A 21,482-nucleotide genomic window follows, 5' to 3' on the forward strand; every position below is an offset into this window, starting at 1 on the left:
TGGCCCGGGGGGCAAGCTTGACGGTCTTCGACGACCTCGTCGGCCAGGAGGCGGCGAGCGCACAGCTGAGTCGGGCGGTCGCCGGCGCCGCCGACCTCATCGCGGGCGGGAAGGGCGCCGGGATGACACACGCCTGGCTGTTCACCGGCCCGCCGGGGTCCGGAAGGGAGGAGGCCGCGCGGGCCTTCGCCGCGGCCCTTCAATGTCCCGACGGCGGCTGTGGCCACTGCGATTCCTGTCATCAGGTCCTCGCCGGCACCCACCCGGACGTGCTCTACGTACGCCCCAGCGGGCTGAGCTTCGGTGTGGCCGCCACCCGTGACCTGGTCCTGCGCGCGGGTTCCAAGCCGTCCGGCGGCAACTTCCGGATCGTGCTCTTCGAGGACGCCGACCGTGCCACGGAGGCGGCCTCCAACGCCCTGCTCAAGGCGGTGGAGGAACCCTCTCCCCGAACGGTGTGGCTGCTGTGCACGCCCACCCCCGACGACCTGCTGATCACCATCCGTTCCCGGTGCCGGCTGGTCACCCTCGCCACCCCGGGCACCCGCCAGATCGTCGACGCCCTGGTCATGCGCGAGGGCGTGGACACCGTCACCGCCGAATCGGCGGCCCGGGCCTCGGCCGGCCGTATGGACCGGGCGCGGCAGCTCGCCACCGACCCGGAGGCGCGTCGCCGCCGTGAGGAGGTGCTGGCCATCCCGGCGCGGCTCGACGGGCTCGGTGCCTGCGTCACCGCGGCCGCCCGGTTGTACGAGATCGCCGAGGAGGAGTCCAAGGCGCTCACCACGGCCCTCAACGAGAAGGAGAAGGACGAGCTCAAGGCGGCCTTCGGCGAGGGCTCCACCGGTAAGGGGGTGGCCAAGGCGGTCCGGGGCGCGGCGGGTGCCCTCAAGGACCTGGACGAGCGACAGAAACGTCGGGCCACCCGGATCAAACGCGATTCCTACGATCGGGCCCTGCTCGACCTGGCCGCCTTCTACCGGGACGTGCTCGCCCTCCAACTCGGGGCCACCGTGGAGCTGTCCACCGGGGAACGTTCCGGGGACCTGGAGCGGATCGCCCGCGCGGGTACCCCGGAGTCCACGCTCCGCCGTATCGACGCGATCATGGCCTGTCGTGAGCGGATCGCCGCCAACGTGCATCCGCAGATCGCCATGGAGGCGATGACCTCCGCCCTGTTGGCGGGTTGAACACCGCGGCCCCCGGGGCCGGGCATCGGCCCGATCCGCGAGAATCGGGGCACGACGACGAGTGGAGGCGGATACGGGTGGGTGCCAGGGTGCGTGTGGGGGCGACACTGCTCGCCGGAGCGGTGCTGCTCTCCGGATGTGGTCTCGGTGGTGGGGACACGGCAGGTGAGGACGGCGGGGCGCCCGTGGAGTTCACCGAGCAGGAACTCGCCTGGGAGGAGTGCGAGAGCGGCCTTCCCGGCAGTGAATGCGCGGTCTTCGAAGTGCCGATGGACTACGACGCCCCCGATGGGGAACGGATCGAGATCGCGGTCAAGCGCGTCCCCGCGACCGGGGACGAGGCCCTGGGGTCCCTGGTGGTCAACCCCGGTGGTCCGGGGGGATCCGGATACGACTTCGTCGATCACTCTCCGTACACCGTGAGCGAGGCCGTGCGCGCGAACTTCGACGTGGTGGGCTTCGACCCTCGGGGTGTGGGCCGCAGTACCCCTCTGACCTGTCTGGACACCGAGGAGATCGACGACCTTCTCGGTACCGACTACGGCACCGGGCGGGGCGCCGACGACCTCGCCGACCTCAGCCCCGAGGGCCTGGAGCAGATCGAGGACACGAGCCGGTCGTTCGTCGAGGCCTGCGAGGAGAACGCGCCCGACCTCATGCGCAACATGGGGACCGCCGACGTCGCCCGGGACATGGACCTGCTGCGCGCGCTGCTCGGCGACGACCGGCTGACCTACCTGGGGGCCTCCTACGGCACCCACATCGGCGCGCAGTACGCCGAACAGTTCCCCGATCGGGTACGCGCGCTGGTCCTCGACGGGGCGGTCGACCCGAGCCAGGACCAGCTGAGCGTCAGCGTTCAACAGGCCACCGGTTTCGAGACCGCCCTCAGGGCCTTCGTCGAGGACTGCCTGGGAACGGCGGAATGCCCGATCGGTGAGCGGGGCGACGCGGTCGAGGAGGGCATCGCGAACCTGGAGGCCTTCCTGGACGAGGTCGCCGTCGAACCGTTGGACACCGCCACGGACGACGGGCGTGAGCTCAACAAGGCCCGCGCCGAGCTCGGCGTGCTCGCGGCCCTGTACACGGAGAGCTGGTGGCCGCGGGTACGGGAGGCGCTCACCGACGCGATGGAGGGCGGGGACGGTACCGGCCTGCTGTTGCTCGGCGACGACCTTTACGGGCGCGGGGACCGTGCCGAGTACGAGAACTCCACGGCGGCCCTCATGGCGGTGAACTGTTCGGACTCTCCGGCACCGCGCGAGTTGGAGGCCTACGCGGAGGCGGCGGCCCTGGCGGGCGAGGAGTCCCCGGTCTTCGGCCCGACGTTGGCCTGGGGCGCTCTGCCCTGCGCCTTCTGGCCGGAGGAGGCGGTGGCCCCGCAGGCCGAGCTGAACGCGGCCGGCGCCGATCCGATCATGGTGCTGGGGACCACGCGCGATTCGGCCACCCCCTACGCCTGGTCGGAGGCGCTCGCCGACCAGTTGGAGTCGGGTTTCCTCGTCACCCGGGACGGCGATGGCCACACCGGCTACCGGATGGGCGACGACTGCGTGGACGAGATCGTCGACGGCTACCTGCTGGAGCTGTCCGTGCCGGAGGACGGCGGGGTCTGCGCCGCGGCCCTCGCGGGCTGACGAGGCGGCATCGGGGGACCGTCTCCGTTCGGCCGGGGTGTACGCCCCACTCTCCGAAGGCGCTAGACTGGTTCCTGCTTCGCCACGTGCGACACGTGGCGACGTGCCGCCTTAGCTCAGTCGGCAGAGCGATTCACTCGTAATGAATAGGTCATCGGTTCGATTCCGATAGGCGGCTCGGCCCTCTCAGGCCCGTCCGGGACACCCGGACGGGCCTGAGGCGTTTCCGGGGGCGGTCGCACGGCGACGGCCCCCGGGACACCGGCGGACGCCACGGTGCATGGCGCATCGGCGCCACCTCCCGGGAGCTCTACGACGCCACGCTCCGCCGCGCCATCGCCGACGACGGGACCACGGCGCCATCGGCCCGGCGGGAACCGAGACGAAGAGCGAGGACGGGGTGTTCTCCGAAAGCCGGGGCCACGGGCGCGACGGATTCTGACCGACCCTGGCCACAAGGGGGTGCGTCGTCTCGGATTCCCCGTCTCTGAGGTGGATACGGTACATATCGCAGACCCTCTGGCGCGGCGTGGCGGCCGCTACCCCCTTGGGAGTCGATGGAGATGATCACGGTCCGCGTCTCGAAGTCAGACCCCGCCTCGGTCTCCTCCCTGGGGCAGGTGATCCGGGACCCTCGTTACGCGGGTTCGGACCTGTACCTGCGGGTGGACCCGGGCGACTATGTGGAGCCCCAGGTCATCGGGGTGCTGCGGCATGTGGTGGTGGTGCCCGCCGAAGGGGCGGGCACGGTCACCGTCAGCGCGGCCGATGAGACCAACGTCTTCAACGTGCACGAAGGCGGCCATCTGGAGATCCACGGCATCGGTGTCCGCAGTTCCTCGGACGACTATCCGCCCCTGTACGCGCAGGAGGGAGCCAGGCTCCGGGCGGTGGACTGTGTCTTCACCGCGCCGCGACGGGTCAACGTCGTGGGCGCGCGGGCGGAGCTCGTCGGTTGCCGTTTCGAGGACAGCGGACTGCTGTGGGACTCCGGAGAGGGGTCGGTGCGCGACTGCTACTTCGCCAAGGCGGTGATCGCGGTCCAAGGGGAGTGCTCTCCGAGGATCAGCGGGACGATCTTCACCGGGGCCCACGACGACTGGCACACCCTCTACGTCTCGGGGGCCTCGCCCGAGGTGTCCGATTGCGCGCTGGTCGACGGAGGCGGGATCTATGTGCGCGACCGCGCCACCCCGGAGTTCACCGACGTGCGCGTCACCGGGGCCCGCGACTGGCCGGTCCGGGTGTACGAGCGTTCCCGCGCGAGCTTCACCCGGCTGGTGGTGGAGGCGCCGCGGAAGGAGGGCACGGACGCGTTCTTCGTCCACGGAGACTCCGAGAGCGTGCTGCACGACTGCGAGATCACCGGTTCCACCCGTACCGGATTGGCGATCGAGGGCGGAAGGCTCACCGTGCACGGCCTCACGGTGACCGGGGCGGCGGCCGACGCGGTCCTCGTCGACGGCGGTGAGGCGGCCCTCACCGACGTCCGATGCTCGGGAGTGGGCAAGGCGGCGTTGTTGGTGGCGGACGGTGCCAGGGTGTCGGTCTCGGGCATGTCGGTCTCCGAGAGCACGCAGGAGGGGCGGGGCGCGATCGCGTCGGTCCGTTCGCGGTTCGAGGTGAGCGATCTGCGTGTCAGCCGCTGGCACGGCCCGATGGCCATCGTCGTGGGCGGTGGCGGCGTCTTCGAGGACATCGTCGGCCATGAGGTGGGTTCGGGGATCCACAGCCGTGAGGACGCCACGATCACCGTGCGCGGCATGGTGCTGCGCGAGGCCCGGGAGGACGGGCTGAACATCCTCGACGGCACCGAGGTACGTCTGGTGGACGCCGACCTGTCCGAGTGCGGAGAGGACGCGGTCTACGTCCAGGGAGGGTACGTCACGGTCCGCTCCTCCACCCTGTCCGGCAGTGGTGAGCGCGGTGTACGGGTGGGCGCGGGCGGTGTCGCGGCGCTGGAGGACACCGCGATCCGTGATGGACGCGGGGACGGGCTCATGGTCGAGGACGGTGGTCGGGTCCGGCTGGTGCGGTGCACGGTCTCCGGGAACGACGACTCGGGTCTGTGGGCCGCCGACGACGCCTCGGTCTATCTGGAGGACACCACCTTCGGCGGGAACCGGGGTGGCGACGGCGATCGGGTCGTGGTCCGGGGGACGAGGGGCGCGGCCACGGGTCCGGGGCGGATACTCGGCGGTGTCGGGGAGGGTGCGGTACGGGACCGGGAACGCTCGCTGGAGTCCCTGCTCACCGAGTTGGACGCGCTGGTGGGGCAGGAGCGGGTCAAGCGGGAGGTGCGGGCCCTGGTCGACCTGCAACGGGTGAGCGCCAAGCGTGTGGCCGCCGGTCTGCCCGCGTTGAACGTCGGCCGTCACCTGGTGCTCGCGGGCCCGCCGGGGATCGGCAAGACCACCGTGGCCCGGCTGTACGGGGAGATCCTGTGCTCCCTGGGCGGTCTGGAGCGGGGCCCGTTCGTGGAGGTGGCCCGTCCCGACCTGGTGGCCGAGTATCAGGGCGGGACCCGGACCAGGGTCCTGGAGGCGGTGGAGCGGGCGCGCGGCGGTGTGCTGTTCGTGGACGGGGCGCACGCGTTGGTCGAGGAGGAGCCGGAGGAGTCCGATCCGCACGGCCGGGAGGTCGTCGACACCCTGGTCGGGGCGATGTCGGAGCCGGGAAAGGGGTTCGTCCTGGTCCTGGCCGGGCACTCCGATCGACTCGGAGAACTCCTGGAGGCCTCGCCGGGGCTGCGGGAGCGGGTGGCGCGCACGATCGAGTTCGAGGACTACTCTCCCGAGCAGCTCATGGGGATCTTCGCGGGGGAGGCCGGGGAGCGGGGCCGCACCCTGGGCGAGGGGGTGCGCGAGCTGTTGGTCGAGCATTTCCGGCGGCGGATGAAGGACGAGGCCTTCGACAACGGCCGCGAGGTGCGCAGGGTTCTGGACGGGGCGATCCGAGCCCACTCGGAGCGGATCGCCGAGGGCGGCTACACGACCGTGGACGATCTGAGCCGCTTCCGGGCCGAGGACCTGGAGAGCGCCACCGCCGCCGCCGCGGGCGGCGCCTCCGGTCGGGGCGGGGGTCGGGTGGCCTCGTTGATGGCGGGGTTGGACGCCATGGTGGGGATGTCCGACGTCAAGGACGCCCTGTCGGGGAGGTTGGCCGGATTGTTGACGGCGGGCCGTGCGGGTGGTGGGCCCTCACGTCACCTGGTCTTCCTGGGGGAGCGGGGGACCGGGCGGACCACGGTGGCCGGCATCTACGCGGAGCTGTTGGCGGCTCTGGGCCTGACGTCGCGTGGGCGGCCGGTGCGTCTTCGCGCCGGGGAGCTGGTGGAGCGGGGCGAGGTCTCACGGCGGGCCCGGGAGGCCTTCGACCTGGCGCACGGCGGGGTGCTCCTGATCACGGACGCGCACGACGTGGTCGGGGAGGAGGAGGCGGCCGGCGCGCTCGTCGAGCTCATGGGCGAACACCACGACGATGTGGTGGTGGTCCTGTGCGGTGCCGAGGAGGGGGCTCGCGCGTTCCTGTCCGACCATCCCGATCTGGAGGCGAGGTTCGGCGCGGTGGTGGGGTTCTCCTCGTACACGGACGAGGAGCTGCTCAGGATCTTCGTGGGCGTCGCGGAGGAGGTCGATCTCGCGGTTCCGGAGAGGACCCGTGCGGTGGTGGCGGAGGCGATCGAGGCGTGCTCCGAGCGGTTCGCCGCGGGCAACGGGCATGAGGTGCGCGCGCTGTTCCAGGCGTGCGCGGCCCGTCAGGCACGTCGGATCGAGGGGTGGGTCCGTTCGGGGAGGGTCCTGGACCTGGAGGAGTTGCAGACGCTGCTCCCGGAGGATGTCCCCGGGGAGGACGGGGCGGGGAGCGCCTTGGCGGAATGATGACCCCGCGTGAACAGGTGTTGTGCCTGCTGTGTCCGAAGTATGGGTAGGTGGGCGTTATGAGCCTGATGTTCATGCTGTTCGCCCTGATGGGCGCGGTGGTCGTTCTGGCCGGCGGATCCTACGTCCTGCGCGAGGTGCTCGCCCGGATGGAGCCGCGGAGCGAGGTCGCCGAACCCGAGCCGCCGCCGGCGGAGGTCCCGCGCCCGCACGTGGGCGGTTACGTGCCCGCCGACCGAGGGGTCGACGAACTCCCCTCCGGGCTTCGTGAGCGTGCGCGCAATCTGGTCGCCCTGGACCGCGCCGACGAGGCGGTCAGGTTGCTCCGGCCGCACCTGGACGGGGACGAGGAGCGCGCCCGGCGGGCCCTTCGGCGTCTGGACGAGGGCGGTCGCCCCGCCCTGGAGTCCTGAGCGGGCGGCTCAGGTCCTGGAACGGTTCTGGAGCCAGCCCCAGATCGCGGTGGCGACGAAGAGGATCGCGCCGATGACCGCCAACCAGAACAGCCCCTTGATCAGGGTGCCGAGGATGGCGAGGATCAGCCAGACGGCGAGCAGGACGAGGATGAGATACACCATGTTCGCTCCTGGGGACGGTGTCGTGCGGTGCCGGTGGCCTACCCGGCGTGGTGGTGTCCGAAGCCTCCTCGGAAGAGGCCGAGGTGACCCTTGGGAACGATGTTCTCACTCGTGGTGTTCGATGCGGGTGTGTGCGAAGGGCGAGTTCTGGGGAGGGAAGGGAACATGAGTCTGGAAGAAGCGTCACGTCAGTTGGAAGCCGCGGTCCACGACGCTCGTGTGGCCTTCGATTGCATCCTGTTGGACGAGGTGGACCGGGCGCATACCAATGCCATCACCGCGCGGGCGGCCGTGGACGCCGCCGAGTACGCGCTCCGGGTGGAACTGGAGAGGCGTGAGGCGGGCGAGGAGGATTCGTCGGAGACGGCGGAATCGGACTGATCCGACCCTTCGAACTCTCGAACACATGTTCGAACAATGGGTATGCTGTCCGGTATGCCCGATCAGTCCCTGACGTCGGACTGGCCCGCGAGTGTGCACCCACCCGGGTCGGACTCCTTCGAGCAGACGGCCCTGGAATGGCTCTTCGACCAGGTGCCGGCCGATTACCGGCTGCACGGAGTGCTGCGACGCCACCCCGTGGCCCTCTCCCGCCTGGCCCGGCACTACGTGTCGGCCACCTTGGACGCCACGCGGGAGGGCTACCGTACGGCCCGTGTCGACCTGCGCGACCGGTTGCCTCCTCACGCGTTGGACCAGGTCATGGAGGCCTACCTCGCCGAAGGGCGCCGGACCGCGGCGCTCCTCCGCTCCATCGAGGTCGTGGACCGCGCGCTGCGCCGGGCCGGCACGGAACAGTCCCACGATGAGTGAGCCGGAGGCGGGAGCCTCAGGCCGTGACCCGGACCAGCACCGCGATCTCGTCCCCCGTGTTCACCAGGTGCCGACGTTCCCCGCCACCACCGCCCACCACACGGGCCCGGTCGATGGCCAGTTCGGTGGCCGAGAGCATCCGTCCGTCGGTTTCGGCGGCGATCAGGTGGGCGCGCCCCCTGACCAGGCACAGCACCTCCAGCGCGTGCGGCCCTTCGGAGCGCGGGACGGGGCCGGGGACGAACCCGTTCGGTTCGAGGGCTACGGTGGTCACCCGGAATCGTCCCCCGACCCGACGGCGGGTGGAGCGCGGTGCGGGCTGCCAGCTCCCACGACGGCTCGGCCACAGGGTGGGTCGGTGGAGCGAGGCCGCCGCGGCGCGTGCGGCGGTGACCACCTGTCCGAGCGTCGGAAGCCCGCGCGCGTCCAGGTGGGCGTAGCCGGAGGAACGTCCGGCGTCGACGACGTCGCCGATCCCGTCCAGGGAGACGGGCGCGGTGCGAGGCCGGGGAGCGTGCCCGACGGCGGTGGGACGATCGGCGGTCGGCGCGGAGGACTGCTGGGGCATCGTGAGAGGATCCTTCACGTGTACACGGCGCTTCGCGTGAGGAAGGGCCGTGGAGATGTCGTCATGGGGCCACGAGGGCTCCGAGGCGGTGAGGGTGGTCTCTCCGAACGCGCGTCCGGAGAGGGGCGTCACCCGAGTGGACTCCGTTCACGGCCGTCTCACACCGAAAGGCGGGGGCCGTTCACAGGTCGGTCGTGCGGGGTCGAACGATGTGGACCCCGGTGGCGCGGCTCAGCGACGACAACACGGACACGCCGCACAGGCCGGCAGGCAGGAGGCCCCGAAGGGGGCCGTACGAGCCATGGCGTTGGTGCGGGTGCGCGGATACATGGAGGTAAGCAGACCAGCAAAGCCGGTGGTGCGTCAAGCGAACGCCGGGAATCACGCGTGTCGAACCGCTCACCGCGGAGACATCCCGGGCGTGTTGCGGCGCGGGCCCCGTGGTGGTGACATGTGGAACCCGAGAGAGCGGCCTTCTCGTCGCCCCGGGATCCACTTCCCAGTACAGCCGTAGCGACAGGAGTGGCAGTGCAGCCGTCCGTTCCCAGAGGGCAGCCTTGACCCCCGAGGTACAGGGCCGGTGGGCGCGTGTGCTGGTGCGTGCCCTGGTGGTGGTCGCCGCCGGCGTGATGGCCCTGGGGTTCCTGGGGCCGGAGGCCGCTCTGTTGGTCTCCTTCCTGACCGTGCTCACCTACGTGCTGCTGTGGCTGCGAACCAGGTACGCGGGGCTGCTCTTCACGGACGAACGTTCCCGGGACGGATCCGTCCACAGGGAGGGGCCGCACGACCCGCCGCGAGGACCGGAACCCCGGCGGCCTCCCGATGACGACTGAGGTCCCCGGCGGCGAAGGGCCACCTTCGACGGACGACGCGTACGGCCGAGGGGGAGGGGGACGCGTCTTTCGGAGAACCGGGCGGCTTCACGGGGCGCGCGGCGTAGATTCTGAACTCATGACGGACCGGGACCTCCTCCACGCCCTGCGTTCCGGACCCACCCCGACGGGTGAGGTCTACGCGTGGCTTCTCGACGCGTACGGGGAGGAGCTCTACCGGCACTGTCTCCGGAACCTGGGGGATCGCGACGCCGCGCACGTCGTGCTTCGGGACACTCTGATCGTCGCTCGGGCGCACAGTGTGCGACTGGTGGACGACGGTCGGCTGGGGGAGTGGCTGCACGCGTTGGCCGAGACGGAGTGCGAGCGTCATCGCGACTGTGTCTGGGGGGATCGTCCTCCGGAGCACACGGTCTCTTCGAGAGGGGACGACCTGGTCCGCGTCCTGGTGCTCAACGGGATGAACGGGCCGGAGCTGGACGGGTATCGGGCGCACGTGGCGGTCCGGGCGGGCCGGTTCGACGATCAGGGCTTCCCTCTAGGGCCGGGGCCGTGCGACGTGTTGGCCCGCACGTCGGTCTCGGTGTTCGTCCCCTTGGTCCTCATGCTCTCCGGTGCGCTGCTGGTGCTCTTCCTGACCGGAGCCGACTAGGAGGTCGGATCCGGTGGGTCGGAGGGCTCGTGCGAGGGCGTTCGCCCCCGGGAACACTCCGACCCGCCGGAACTCACCGGGTGCCGAGACAGGCGCGGCGACCGGTCACGAGGTGATGTGCGAGGAGTCGCCGTGCACGCCGGCCTCCTCGGCACGCTTCACCGAGGCGATGATCTCCTGCTCGGCCTCGTGACGACCGACCCAGCTGGCGCCCTCGACGGACTTGCCGGGCTCCAGGTCCTTGTACACGGTGAAGAAGTGCTCGATCTCGAGACGCTCGAACTCGTTCACGTGGTGAATGTCACGCAGGTGCTCCATGCGCGGGTCCGTCGCCGGAACGCACAGCAGCTTGTCGTCACCACCGGCCTCGTCGCGCATACGGAACATGCCGATGGCGCGCGCGCGGATGAGGCAGCCCGGGAAGGTCGGAGCCTTCAGCAGGACGAGGGCGTCCAAAGGATCCCCGTCCTCTCCGAGAGTCCCGTCGACGAAACCGTAGTCGGCGGGGTAGGTGGTGGAGGTGAACAGCATGCGGTCGAGACGGATACGACCGGTCTTGTGGTCCACCTCGTACTTGTTGCGTTCCCCCTTGGGGATTTCGATCGTAACGTCGAATTCCATGCTGATCTCGGCTCCCAATGCGACTAATGTCGCCGTATAACTACAACGTCAGGCCGCGACACCGAAGGAAGGGCAGGTGCCCCGGGTGCGACGGGTACGAGGCGAGGCGTTCCTCGCGCTGGCCCTGCTCAACATATTCGTGCTGATCACCGGGTTCGTCGCCCTGGACGTGATCGAGGCACGACCGCTTCCGGCGGTGCCCAATCCCGTCACACGTGCCGATGGCGCGGCGGCGGTGGAGACCACGGCCCCGACTCCGGCGGATCCGGAACGGATCGCGGACATCCTCGATGATCCCATGTCATCCTCCGGGCTCGAGGACGGCCTCTCCGGTTATGTGGTCGACGGCCTCACCGGAGACACCCTCTTCGAACGGGACGCGGACGCCCCGGTGACCCCGGCGTCGACGACCAAGATCGCCACGGCCGTCACCGTTCTGAACGCGGTCGGCCCCGACCACGTGCTCCACACCGAGGTCTATCTCGATCCGGCGGAGAACCGAGTGGTGCTCCGAGGCGCGGGCGACGCGACCTTGACCGTCACGGCCGATTCAGCAGCCTACCCGCAGGTAGCCACATTGGAGGAGCTCGCCGAGGACACCGCGACCGCCCTCGCGGGTCTGGGGCTCGACACGGTCACCGTGGGATACGACGACTCCCTCTTCACCGGTCCCGACACCGGTCCGGGCTGGAAGCCCAACTACGTCACCGAGGGCAGCACCGCCACCATCCACGCCCTGCTCGTCGACCAGGGCCGGGTCGACCCGGACGTGTCCACCCGCGTTCCCGACCCGCCCAAGGCCGCGGCCGAGGCCTTCGCCGACCAGCTCGAGCTGGCCGGGCTGACCGTCGAGGGGGAACCCGACGAGGCCGACTCCGTGGGAGAGCCCATCGCCTCCGCGGAGTCCGCTCCGGTGAGCTCCCTGGTCGAGTTCATGCTGTTGGCCAGCGACAACAACATGGCCGAGGCCCTCGGACGGATCGCCGCCCTGGAGATGGGCGAGGAACCGGACTTCCCGGGCGCGGCGGCCGCCACCCACCGCGTCATGGAGGACCTGGGCATCGAGGGGGTGAGGTTGTCGGACAACAGCGGATTGAGCACCAAGAACCGCATCACCCCTCGGGCCCTGGTCCGGTTGGTCCGGACGGCCTCGGAGGACCCCGCGCTCAACGCCACCCTGACCGGACTGCCCACCGCGCACTCGACCGGGACCCTGGCCGGACGCTACTCCGAGTACTCCACCTCGAGCGACGCCGCGGGGATGGTCCGGGGCAAGACCGGCACCCTCGATGGAGTGAGCACTCTGGCCGGCACCGTGCACGACCAGGAGGGCAACGTGTTCCTGTTCGCCCTCATGGCCAACAGCGAAGGGGCGACCGGCCCTCAACTCGACACGCTCGCCGCCGCGCTGAGCCGCTGCGGCTGTTCGTGACGGGCGCACGCGCGAGGGGCACGGGCCCCGACGGGTTTTCGGGTCGGCTCGGGGAGAACCCGGGGTCTGCCCTGAAATAGAGCCCTGATCCCCGTGCCCCCGCGTTCTCCGTGGGTAGGCTGACGGTGTGACTGTGATCGACTGGGACGTAGCCGTCAATACCGGTGTCCGCCTCGTGCGCCCTGGGCCGCAGGTGGACCTGTCCGACGCGCGGCAGGCCGTGGCGCAGTTGCGCGAGCTCTCCGGCGTGGCGGCCGGGCACGTGCGCGACTTCACCGGAATGAACCCCCTCGAACCCTCGGGCCCCGCGGTCATCGTGGACCGTCCCGGATGGATTCGAGCCAACGTCGACGGGTTCCGAGTGGTACTCGAACCCGTACTCCAACAGATGGGCGCCGACCGGCTGAACAGCGGTCCGGCCGGGAACCTGGCCGGCGCGGTCGGTTCCCGGATCACCGGGGTGCAGCTCGGCGCGGTCCTGGCCTACCTGGCCGGAAAGGTCCTCGGCCAGTACGAGCTGTTCCTGCCGCCGGACCCCGACGGACACTCGCCGACCGGGCGACTGACCCTGGTGGCGCCCAACATCGTCAACACCGAGCGCGAACTCGACGTCGATCCCCGCGACTTCCGCCTGTGGGTCTGCCTGCACGAGGAGACCCACCGCATGCAGTTCACGGCCACGCCGTGGCTGCGGGGTCACGTCCAGCAGCTCATGCAGGAGTTGCTGCTGTCCACGGAGATGGACGCCTCCGACCTCATCGACCGGCTGAGGCAGGCCGGCGAGGCGGTCGCCGACGCGGTGCGCGGCGGCGACGGCAACCTGCTCACCGCCTTCCAGACGCCCGAGCAGAGCGCCCTCATGGATCGGGTCACCGCGGTCATGAGCCTGGCCGAGGGGCACGGCGACTACGTGATGGACGCGGTCGGCCCCGACGTCGTGCCCTCGGTCGAGAGGATCCGCTCCCGCTTCCAGAAGCGGCGCGAGACCTCCAACCCGCTCGACCGGATCATGCGACAGCTTCTGGGCATGGACCTGAAGATGAAGCAGTACGAGGAGGGCGCCTCCTTCGTCCGCCAGGTGGTCGCGCAGGTCGGTATGGCCGAGTTCAACAAGGTGTGGACCTCTCCCGAGACGCTGCCGACGATCGAGGAGATCCGTCAGCCCTCGCGGTGGATCGAGCGGGTCGTGCGGCCCGCCGTCATCACCGAGTGAGCGGGCCTCCCCCCGCCGTGGCCGCCGTACGTTCGGCGGTGCGGCGGGTTCTGCGTGCCCTGCCCGAGGACACCACCGTGCTGGTGGCGTGCAGCGGCGGGGCCGATTCGTTGGCCCTGGCCGGGGCGCTCGCCTTCGAGGCGCCCCGGGTCGGGCGTACCGCCGGCGCCGTCACCGTGGACCACGGGCTCCAGGAGGGTTCGGCCGAGCGCGCCGAGTCCGTGGCCGGGACCCTGCGCGGACTGGGGCTGGCGCCCGTCATGGTCGAGACCGTGCGGGTGACCGGGGCGGGCGGCCCCGAGGCCGCGGCCCGACGCGCCCGCTACCGGGCCCTGAACGCGGCGGCCCGCGCGCACGCCCCCGCCGCGGTCCTGCTCGGACACACCCTCGACGACCAGGCGGAGACGGTCCTGCTGGGACTGGCCCGCGGGTCGGGGGCCCGTTCCCTCTCCGGGATGGCGGCGCGCGGGGACGTCCATCACCGGCCGCTGCTGGAGTTGGACCGGGCCACGGTCCGTCGGGCATGTCTGCTGATGGGGTTGGATCCCTGGGAGGACCCGCACAACCACGACCCCCGCTTCGCCCGTTCCCGGGTCCGACACGAGGCGCTGCCCGCCCTGGAGAAGGCGCTGGGGCCGGGGATCACCGCCGCCCTGGCGAGGACCGCGGGCATGCTCCGGGACGACGCCGACGCCCTCGACGCCCTCGCCGTCGAACTGCGCGAGCGGGCCCGATCGGAGGGAGGGGGCCTGGACGTGGCATCGCTGGAGCGGGCCGAGGCCGCTCTGCGCACCCGTGTGCTGAGGGCGGCCGCCCTCGACGCCGGCTGCCCCGCCACCGACCTGGCCGCCCGGCACGTGCGCGAACTCGACCGACTGGTCACCGAGTGGCGTGGCCAGTCCCACATCGACCTGCCCGGCGGGGTACGCGGCCGTAGGGCGGCCGGGCGGATCCTCTTCGAGCGCTGAGCCGGGACACCGAAGGCCACCGGTCCCGCACCATCGCCGTGTTCGGCACGTTTATCCTGGTTGCCGCAAACGGGGAATCCATCAGCGAGGACGTGAGCGTGGACGCGAAGGACATGGGCGAGGACCTGGAGAAGGTCCTGGTCACCGAGGAAGAGATCAAGGCGCGCCTGGCCGAGCTGGGCGAGCGGATCGACGCCGACTACGCGGGCCGCGACCTGCTGATCGTCGGTGTGCTCAAGGGCGCGGTCATGGTCATGGCCGACCTCGCCCGGGTGCTGCACACCCCCGTCTCGATGGACTGGATGGCGGTCTCCTCCTACGGGGCCGGCACCACGTCCTCCGGCGTGGTGCGGATCCTCAAGGACCTGGAGACCGACATCAAGGACCGCGACGTCCTGATCGTCGAGGACGTCATCGACTCCGGTCTGACCCTCTCCTGGCTGGTGGGCAACCTGCGTTCGCGCGGCCCCCGGTCGGTCGAGGTCTGCACCATGGTCCGCAAGCCGCTGGCCTTCGAGGTCGACCTCGACGTCAAGTACATCGGCTTCGACCTGCCCAACGAGTTCATCATCGGATATGGGCTGGATTACGCGGAGAAGTACCGCAACCTGCCGTTCATCGGCACCCTCGCTCCGCACGTCTACGAGAAGTAGTCTCGTGCCGGCCCGCGTGTCCGCCGAGGTCCCGCGGGCCGGCTCGGGAACAACGGAACGGATGCCGTCGTTGCGTTCATGACGGCCCCGTGTCCGGCCTGAGCGGTGCGCCCGCCCGGTACGGCGAGGTGTACCGTCGAATATCCCGGCGTCATCGCAGGGAGCACGTGTCCGATAGGTCCTGCTTCGGAAAACTCCTCTGGGGCGGGGCGGCCTGGTCAGGAGGGACGGAGCCGGCAGGGTTCCTCTCACATGAATCTGAAGCGTTTTTTCCGCGGCCCGTGGATATGGATCCTGGCCGTCGCCCTCATGCTCATCATCGGCTTTCGCGTGTTCGATGTCGGTGGCGGTCCGCAGCCGGAGGAGATCGACACCTCCACCGTGGTCGAGTACATCGACCAGAACAAGGTGGTCGAGGCCGAGATCATCGACCGGGACCAGCGCATCGAGCTGACCACGACCGATGGTGACATCTACGAGGCCTACTGGGTCGAGGGCCAGGGTCTGGAGCTCGCCGACAAGCTCCAGGAGTCCAAGGCCGACCCGGACAGCGAGCTCAAGGGCTACCAGGTCTCGGTCGCCACGACGCCCATCTGGACGACGGCGCTCTTCAGCCTGTTGCCGCTGATCATCATCATCGTCATCTTCTGGTTCATCTTCAGCCAGATGCAGGGCGGCGGCTCTCGCGTGATGAACTTCGGCAAGTCCAAGGCCAAACTCATCACCAAGGACACGCCCAAGAACACCTTCGCGGACGTGGCCGGGGCCGACGAGGCCATCGAGGAGCTCCACGAGATCAAGGAGTTCCTCCAGAACCCGGAGAAGTTCCAGTCGATGGGCGCCAAGATCCCCAAGGGCGTTCTGCTCATGGGGCCGCCCGGAACCGGTAAGACCCTGCTGGCGCGCGCCGTCGCGGGTGAGGCCGGGGTCCCGTTCTACTCCATCTCCGGTTCGGACTTCGTCGAGATGTTCGTCGGTGTCGGCGCCTCCCGTGTGCGCGACCTGTTCGAGCAGGCCAAGGCCAACGCCCCCGCGATCATCTTCATCGACGAGATCGACGCCGTCGGCCGCCACCGCGGCGCCGGCATGGGCGGCGGGCACGACGAGCGCGAGCAGACCCTCAACCAGATGCTGGTCGAGATGGACGGCTTCGACGTCAAGGGCGGGGTCATCCTCATCGCCGCCACCAACCGTCCCGACATCCTCGACCCGGCCCTGCTGCGCCCGGGCCGCTTCGACCGTCAGGTCGTCGTGGACCGCCCGGACCTGGACGGTCGTCGCGACATCCTGGAGGTCCACTCCAAGGGCAAGCCGATGGCCGACGACGTCGATTTCGCGGTCATCGCCCGCCAGACCGCCGGTATGACCGGTGCCGATCTGGCCAACGTGATCAACGAGGGCGCCCTGCTGTCCGCGCGAGCCGACAACAAGGTCATCACGCACGCCGTCCTGGAAGAGGCCATCGAACGCGTGATGGCCGGACCCGAACGCAAGTCCCGGGTCATGTCGGACCGTGAGAAGAAGGTCATCGCCTACCACGAGGGCGGTCACGCCCTCGTCGGCCACGCGCTGCCCAACGCCGACCCCGTCCACAAGATCACGATCCTGCCGCGCGGTCGCGCCCTCGGTTACACCATGTCGGTGCCGACCGAGGACAAGTTCCTCACCTCGCGCTCGCAGATGATGGACCAGCTGGCGATGATGCTCGGTGGTCGCGCGGCGGAGGAGCTCGTCTTCCACGAGCCCACCACCGGTGCCGGCAACGACATCGACAAGGCCACCAACCTGGCCCGCAACATGGTCACCGAGTACGGCATGAGCGAGCGTCTGGGCGCGCGCAAGTTCGGCACCGCCAACAGCGAGCCGTTCCTGGGTCGCGAGATGTCGCACGCCCGCGAGTACTCCGAGGAGATCGCCTCCGTCATCGACGAGGAGGTGCGCCGCCTCATCGAGTCCGCGCACGACGAGGCCTACGAGGTCCTCGTCGAGTACCGCGACGTGCTCGACGAGCTGGTCGTGCAGCTCTTGGAGAAGGAGACGCTCACCAAGGACGAGGTCCTGGAGGTCTTCGCGCCGGTCGGCAAGCGTCCCGCGCGAGGCTCCTACACCGGCTACGGGAAGCGTCAGCCCTCCGACCGGCCTCCGGTGCGTTCCAAGAAGGAACTGGCGATGCTCAACGGATCCGACGTCAGGGGATCCGAGCACGAGGAACGGGCCCAGGGTTCGACGGGTGACGAGGGAGAACAGACGTGAGTGAACTACCCCCTAGAACGGTGGACCGCGAGCGTGTCGCCCGCGCCGTCCGCGAGATCCTCATCGCGATCGGCGAGGACCCGGATCGGGACGGTCTCCTGGAGACCCCCGACCGGGTCGCCCGGGCCTACGAGGAACAGTTCGCCGGTCTCGGCCAGAAGCCGGGTGACGTGCTCACCACGGTCTTCGAGGCCGGGCACGAGGAGATGGTCCTGGTCAAGGACATCGAGCTGTACTCGACCTGCGAACACCACCTCGTCCCGTTCTACGGAGTGGCGCACGTGGGCTACATCCCGGGGGAGGACGGCCGCATCACCGGGCTCAGCAAGCTCGCCCGTCTCGTGGACGTCTACGCCCGCCGTCCCCAGGTGCAGGAGCGTCTGACCGGCGAGGTCGCCGACGCGATCATGGAGCACCTCGAACCGCGCGGCGTGATCGTGGTGGTCGAGGCCGAGCACCTGTGCATGACCATGCGCGGTGTGCGCAAGCCCGGTGCCCAGACGGTGACCTCGGCCGTCCGGGGGATCTTCCGGAGCAGCGACCGCACCCGGGCCGAGGCCATGAGCCTCATCCTCGACCGGCGCTGAGCGCCTCTCGGGGAGAGACCCGTGTAACACCTTCGAAGGGGCCGGGAGCCGCGTGCTTCCGGCCCCTCGTCGTACGCGTAGGGTGAGGCGCATGGCGCCGAAACACACACTTCCGGGGCTGCCCGACCGAGGGCGGTGCCTGGTCATGGGGGTCGTCAACGTCACCCCCGACTCCTTCTCCGACGGCGGTTCGTGGTTCGATCCCGGGCGCGCGATCGAACACGGACTCCGCCTGGTCGAGGAGGGGGCCGACATCATCGACGTGGGCGGCGAGTCCACCCGCCCCGGCGCCCAACGGGTGGAGGCGTCCGAGGAACTGCGCAGGGTCGAACCGGTCGTCCGGGCTCTCGCCGCGCGGGGGGTCGCCGTCAGCGTCGACACGATGAGGGCCGAGGTCGCGGCACGCGCGGTCGACGCCGGAGCGGTATTGGTCAACGATGTCAGTGGTGGTCTGGCCGACCCCGAGATGGCACGATTGGTCGCTTCTTCCGGTGTGGCCTACGTGTTGATGCACTGGCGTGGGCATAGTCATGACATGGAGAGCCGTGCCGTGTACACGGATGTCGTCCAGGAGGTCCTCGATGAGCTCCGCGACCGTATGGAGGCCATGATCAGTGCAGGTGTCGACCCCGGGCAGATCGTTCTGGATCCGGGGCTGGGATTCTCCAAACGTCCCGAACGGGCGCACAACTGGGCGCTGCTCCACCGACTCGAACGTTTCCACGAACTGGGCCGGCCGGTTCTGGTCGCCGGTTCCCGCAAGCGCTTCCTCAGCCGTCTGTTGAGCGACGGCAAAGGGGAGGAGCGCCCCTTCGTGGAATGCGACGCCGCCACGACGGCTCTGACGACCCTGTCCGCGGACAGGGGGGCCTGGGCGGTGCGGGTGCACGACGTCCGCCCCAACGCCGACGCCGTCCGGGTCGCCGCGGCCTGGTCCGACGGCGGGGCGGCCCTCCACGGAGGACGCGCCGAGATCATGGACCGGGGCGGCCTGTGAAGTCCCGTCAGGAGGTCATGGAGAGCGTCGCCGAGGCCAACGCCCAGTTCTACAGCGCCATCGAGAACGGCGACATCGACCTGATGCGCACCGTGTGGGCCGAGGAGCACGAGGCCCCCGATCTGGTGTGCGTCAACCCCGGGTGGCCGCTGCTGCGGGGTCGCACCGAGATCATGCGCGCCTGGTCCCTGATCATGGCCAACGTCACCTACATCCAGTACGTCCTCACCGAGACCCACATCGGGGTCGGCGGCGACATCGCCATGGTGACCTGTGAGGAGAACGTGCTGACCGCCGAGGACGGCAGCCCCGGGTTCGTCGCGGGCGGCCAGGTGGTCACCACCAATCTGTTCGTCGACACCGACCAGGGCTGGCGCCTGTGGTCCCACCACGCCTCCCCCGTCCTGATGGAGGACGACGACGAGGCGGAGGTCGAGGACTGATGCGGGATCGCATCACGCTCCGCGGGCTGCGGGCCCGGGGATACCACGGCGTGTTCGACTTCGAGCGCCGTGAGGGCCAGGACTTCGTGGTCGACGCCGTGCTGTACCTGGACACCGCCCCCGCGGCCGCCTCCGATGACGTCGAGGACACCGTGCACTACGGTCTGCTCGCCGACCGGTTGGTCGCGATCGTCACCGGCGACCCGGTCGACCTGATCGAGACGCTCGCCGAACGGCTCGCCGCAGAGTGCATGAGCGAGTCGATCGTGGAGGGGGTGGAATTGACCGTGCACAAGCCGTCGGCCCCCATCGAGCACGAGTTCGCCGACGTGTCGGTCACCGTCACACGGGGAAGGAGGGGCTCATGGTGACACGTGCCGTGCTCTCCCTGGGCTCCAACCTCGGGGACCGGAGGGCGACGCTCCAGGGCGCCGTGGACCACCTCCTGGCCGGACCGGACGCCCCGACGGCGGTGGCGCTCTCACCCGTCTACGAGACCGCGCCCGTGGGCGGTCCCGAACAGGGGGCCTTCCTCAACGTCGTCCTGGTCGTGGACACCCCGGGCACCGCGCGAGGGCTTCTGGAACGGGCCCAGGACGCCGAACGGGCCTTCGAGAGGGTTCGGGAGGTCCGCTGGGGTCCCCGCACCCTGGACGTCGACGTGATCGCCTTCGGGGACACCGTCGACGAGGACCCGGTCCTGACCCTTCCGCACCCGCGAGCCCACCTGCGCGCCTTCGTCCTCCGTCCCTGGCTGGACACCGACCCCGCGGCCATCGTGCCCGGCCGGGGCCCGGTCGCGGCTCTGCTCGCCACCGTGGAGGAGGAGGACACGGCCGGCGAACAGGAGCTGACCCGCAGGGACGACCTGAGGCTTCGAACCCCGGGAGAGGCGGAACGCTGATGCCCGACGACGGCAGGGGCACGCTCGCCCCTACGGGGTGGCGTGTCCCGGCCGCCTTGGCGGCGCTCGGGGCCCTCGCCGGGCTGTTCGTCGCGAACTCGGTGAGCGGGCTTCCGGTGCTGCCGTGGTCGGCCATCCCGACCCTGCTGCTGTTGGCCTTCGCGGAGGCGTTCACGGCCAGGCGCACGTCCCGACGGATCCGCCGGGAGCCCGGTACCGAACCCATGGAGCCGCTGAGCGCCGCGCGTCTGTTGGCCCTGGCCAAGGCCAGCACGCTCTTCGCCGCGCTCGCCCTGGGCTTCTTCGCGGGCATGGCGTTGGCGGTCACCGACCACCTCGCCCTGCCCACCCATCGGGCCGTGTTCCTGACCTGCCTGGGCACCGCCCTCACCGCGGGGCTGCTGCTGGCCGCGGCCCTCTACCTGGAGCACGCCTGCCGTGTCCCCGAGGACCGCGGAGACGACGAGGACCGTTCCTAGGCGCCGAGGTCCGACTCCCAGGCATCGAGGTCCGACCCGCCCGGTCTCCTTCCTCGCCCGAGCGCGACCCGAAACCCCCGGAGCCCCGGGTTCTGGTCGGGGATCGTCCGCTGATGGTTGACTGAGCCCGTGGAGACCAGTGAACCGACACCCAAGACCGAGGCGGGGCCGTCGAATCCGCGGCGTTCCGTGGACGTGGCCTTCGCCGCCCCGGAGGGCGTTCCCTGGAGGAGGATCCCGACAGGGTTGGCCTGGTACCTGCGTCTGGAGTCGGTGGCCGTCTGTCTTGCCGCCGGCGCGGGTGGAGGCGTGCTCGCGCTCCTGTGGGGGCTGCCCGTGTGGGCGCTCGGCGTGTGGCTCGGACTGTGGCTGGTGGCCGGGGTCGCCCTGTGGTTCCTGGCCGGGAGTTCCCAACGCTCGTGGGGGTACGCGGAGGCGTCCGCGGAGTTGTACCTGTCCTACGGGGTTCTGGTCCGCCGGCTGGTCGTGGTCCCCTACGGGCGTATGCAGGTCGTGGACGTCACCACGAACCTGCTGGAGCAGGCGTTGGGGATCGCGACGGTGCGTGTGCGAACGGCGGCGAGCGCCGCGGACACGCGTGTGGTGGGGCTCCCGTTGTCCGAGGCCGTCCAGTTGCGCGACCGGCTCGCGGCGCGCAGCGAGAGTTTCTCCACGGGGTTGTAAGTGCACGGACCACCTCAGCACGAGCCGGGGTGGGTGCCGCCCGGAGGCGGTACCCCTCCTCCGCCTCCTCCGGCGGGGTTCCCGTATCCGCCGTCG

General features: G+C 70.3%; 23 protein-coding genes and 1 tRNA gene. 21 read left to right on the forward strand and 3 right to left on the reverse strand.

What is annotated here, in order from left to right; all coding sequences use genetic code 11:
- Positions 1–17: 17 nt before the first annotated feature.
- From U9J66_RS14925 to U9J66_RS14945, 5 genes are all read left to right on the forward strand, one after another.
- Positions 18–1,190 carry a DNA polymerase III subunit delta' gene (locus U9J66_RS14925; protein WP_017534614.1) on the forward strand — a complete coding sequence of 391 codons (1,173 nt, stop codon included), beginning with the start codon at positions 18–20 and terminating at the stop codon, positions 1,188–1,190.
- Positions 1,191–1,267: 77 nt separating this feature from the next.
- A complete protein-coding gene (locus tag U9J66_RS14930) occupies positions 1,268–2,827 on the forward strand; it encodes an alpha/beta hydrolase (RefSeq protein WP_326337955.1) in 1,560 nt (519 codons plus the stop codon).
- Between the two features lie 105 nt (positions 2,828–2,932).
- A tRNA-Thr gene (locus U9J66_RS14935) sits at positions 2,933–3,005 on the forward strand.
- 385 nt (positions 3,006–3,390) lie between these two features.
- Positions 3,391–6,708, forward strand: coding sequence for a right-handed parallel beta-helix repeat-containing protein (locus U9J66_RS14940; RefSeq protein ID WP_326337956.1), 3,318 nt, complete (start codon positions 3,391–3,393; stop codon positions 6,706–6,708).
- 59 nt (positions 6,709–6,767) lie between these two features.
- Positions 6,768–7,121, forward strand: a complete 354-nt coding sequence (locus tag U9J66_RS14945; RefSeq protein ID WP_017534617.1) for a hypothetical protein — start codon at positions 6,768–6,770, stop codon at positions 7,119–7,121.
- A gap of 9 nt (positions 7,122–7,130) precedes the next feature.
- On the opposite strand, the gene U9J66_RS14950 is transcribed toward U9J66_RS14945, so the two are convergent.
- Positions 7,131–7,286, reverse strand: coding sequence for a hypothetical protein (locus U9J66_RS14950; RefSeq protein ID WP_017534618.1), 156 nt, complete (start codon positions 7,284–7,286; stop codon positions 7,131–7,133).
- Positions 7,287–7,451: 165 nt separating this feature from the next.
- Between U9J66_RS14950 and U9J66_RS14955 the strand changes: the two genes are divergently transcribed.
- Together U9J66_RS14955 and U9J66_RS14960 are read left to right on the forward strand one after the other, a co-directional pair.
- Complete coding sequence (locus tag U9J66_RS14955; protein ID WP_014910027.1) at positions 7,452–7,667, forward strand: hypothetical protein; 216 nt, start codon at positions 7,452–7,454, stop codon at positions 7,665–7,667.
- Between the two features lie 42 nt (positions 7,668–7,709).
- Entirely contained in the window at positions 7,710–8,099 is a 390-nt protein-coding gene (locus U9J66_RS14960) for a hypothetical protein (protein WP_199806121.1), read from the forward strand.
- Between the two features lie 16 nt (positions 8,100–8,115).
- Here the strand turns inward: U9J66_RS14960 and U9J66_RS14965 are convergent, their stop codons facing one another.
- The gene (locus U9J66_RS14965) at positions 8,116–8,799 is read right to left on the reverse strand and encodes a hypothetical protein (protein WP_017534621.1); all 684 of its coding nucleotides are present in this window, start codon (positions 8,797–8,799) and stop codon (positions 8,116–8,118) included.
- 458 nt (positions 8,800–9,257) lie between these two features.
- Between U9J66_RS14965 and U9J66_RS14970 the strand changes: the two genes are divergently transcribed.
- Positions 9,258–9,500: a hypothetical protein gene (locus U9J66_RS14970; RefSeq protein WP_014913478.1), complete on the forward strand. Its 243-nt coding sequence runs from the start codon at positions 9,258–9,260 to the stop codon at positions 9,498–9,500.
- Positions 9,501–9,618: 118 nt separating this feature from the next.
- Positions 9,619–10,152, forward strand: a complete 534-nt coding sequence (locus U9J66_RS14975) for an RNA polymerase sigma factor (protein ID WP_014910770.1) — start codon at positions 9,619–9,621, stop codon at positions 10,150–10,152.
- 105 nt (positions 10,153–10,257) lie between these two features.
- Here U9J66_RS14975 and U9J66_RS14980 read toward each other — a convergent pair whose 3' ends face one another.
- Complete coding sequence (locus U9J66_RS14980; protein ID WP_014910277.1) at positions 10,258–10,773, reverse strand: inorganic diphosphatase; 516 nt, start codon at positions 10,771–10,773, stop codon at positions 10,258–10,260.
- Between the two features lie 76 nt (positions 10,774–10,849).
- Here U9J66_RS14980 and dacB point away from each other — a divergent pair, with 76 nt between their 5' ends.
- From dacB to U9J66_RS15040, 12 genes are all read left to right on the forward strand, one after another.
- A complete protein-coding gene (gene dacB / locus U9J66_RS14985) occupies positions 10,850–12,205 on the forward strand; it encodes a D-alanyl-D-alanine carboxypeptidase/D-alanyl-D-alanine endopeptidase (protein WP_326337959.1) in 1,356 nt (451 codons plus the stop codon).
- Between the two features lie 133 nt (positions 12,206–12,338).
- Positions 12,339–13,418, forward strand: coding sequence for a zinc-dependent metalloprotease (locus U9J66_RS14990; protein WP_161112419.1), 1,080 nt, complete (start codon positions 12,339–12,341; stop codon positions 13,416–13,418).
- Positions 13,415–14,386 carry a tRNA lysidine(34) synthetase TilS gene (gene tilS, locus U9J66_RS14995; RefSeq protein WP_326337961.1) on the forward strand — a complete coding sequence of 324 codons (972 nt, stop codon included), beginning with the start codon at positions 13,415–13,417 and terminating at the stop codon, positions 14,384–14,386. The genes U9J66_RS14990 and tilS overlap by 4 nt, the downstream gene beginning before the upstream one ends.
- Before the next feature lie 98 nt (positions 14,387–14,484).
- Entirely contained in the window at positions 14,485–15,039 is a 555-nt protein-coding gene (hpt, locus tag U9J66_RS15000) for a hypoxanthine phosphoribosyltransferase (protein ID WP_014911073.1), read from the forward strand.
- Positions 15,040–15,291: 252 nt separating this feature from the next.
- Positions 15,292–17,292, forward strand: coding sequence for an ATP-dependent zinc metalloprotease FtsH (gene ftsH, locus U9J66_RS15005; RefSeq protein ID WP_161111169.1), 2,001 nt, complete (start codon positions 15,292–15,294; stop codon positions 17,290–17,292).
- Positions 17,289–17,879, forward strand: coding sequence for a GTP cyclohydrolase I FolE (folE, locus tag U9J66_RS15010; protein WP_234305769.1), 591 nt, complete (start codon positions 17,289–17,291; stop codon positions 17,877–17,879). Before ftsH ends, folE begins: the two co-directional genes overlap by 4 nt.
- Positions 17,880–17,970: 91 nt before the next feature.
- Positions 17,971–18,876, forward strand: coding sequence for a dihydropteroate synthase (folP, locus tag U9J66_RS15015; protein ID WP_026125013.1), 906 nt, complete (start codon positions 17,971–17,973; stop codon positions 18,874–18,876).
- The gene (locus tag U9J66_RS15020) at positions 18,873–19,319 is read left to right on the forward strand and encodes a nuclear transport factor 2 family protein (protein WP_014909990.1); all 447 of its coding nucleotides are present in this window, start codon (positions 18,873–18,875) and stop codon (positions 19,317–19,319) included. The genes folP and U9J66_RS15020 overlap by 4 nt, the downstream gene beginning before the upstream one ends.
- Entirely contained in the window at positions 19,319–19,690 is a 372-nt protein-coding gene (gene folB / locus U9J66_RS15025) for a dihydroneopterin aldolase (RefSeq protein WP_017534628.1), read from the forward strand. The genes U9J66_RS15020 and folB overlap by 1 nt, the downstream gene beginning before the upstream one ends.
- Positions 19,684–20,223, forward strand: coding sequence for a 2-amino-4-hydroxy-6-hydroxymethyldihydropteridine diphosphokinase (folK, locus tag U9J66_RS15030; RefSeq protein ID WP_041561834.1), 540 nt, complete (start codon positions 19,684–19,686; stop codon positions 20,221–20,223). The genes folB and folK overlap by 7 nt, the downstream gene beginning before the upstream one ends.
- Positions 20,223–20,702, forward strand: a complete 480-nt coding sequence (locus U9J66_RS15035; RefSeq protein WP_014909887.1) for a DUF3180 domain-containing protein — start codon at positions 20,223–20,225, stop codon at positions 20,700–20,702. Before folK ends, U9J66_RS15035 begins: the two co-directional genes overlap by 1 nt.
- Before the next feature lie 189 nt (positions 20,703–20,891).
- On the forward strand, positions 20,892–21,386 hold the full coding sequence (locus tag U9J66_RS15040; protein WP_042282618.1) for a PH domain-containing protein: 495 nt from the start codon (positions 20,892–20,894) through the stop codon (positions 21,384–21,386).
- Positions 21,387–21,482: the final 96 nt, after the last annotated feature.

Source organism: Nocardiopsis sp. LDBS1602 (genome assembly GCF_035818715.1).
Taxonomy (GTDB): Bacteria; Actinomycetota; Actinomycetes; order Streptosporangiales; family Streptosporangiaceae; genus Nocardiopsis; species Nocardiopsis alba.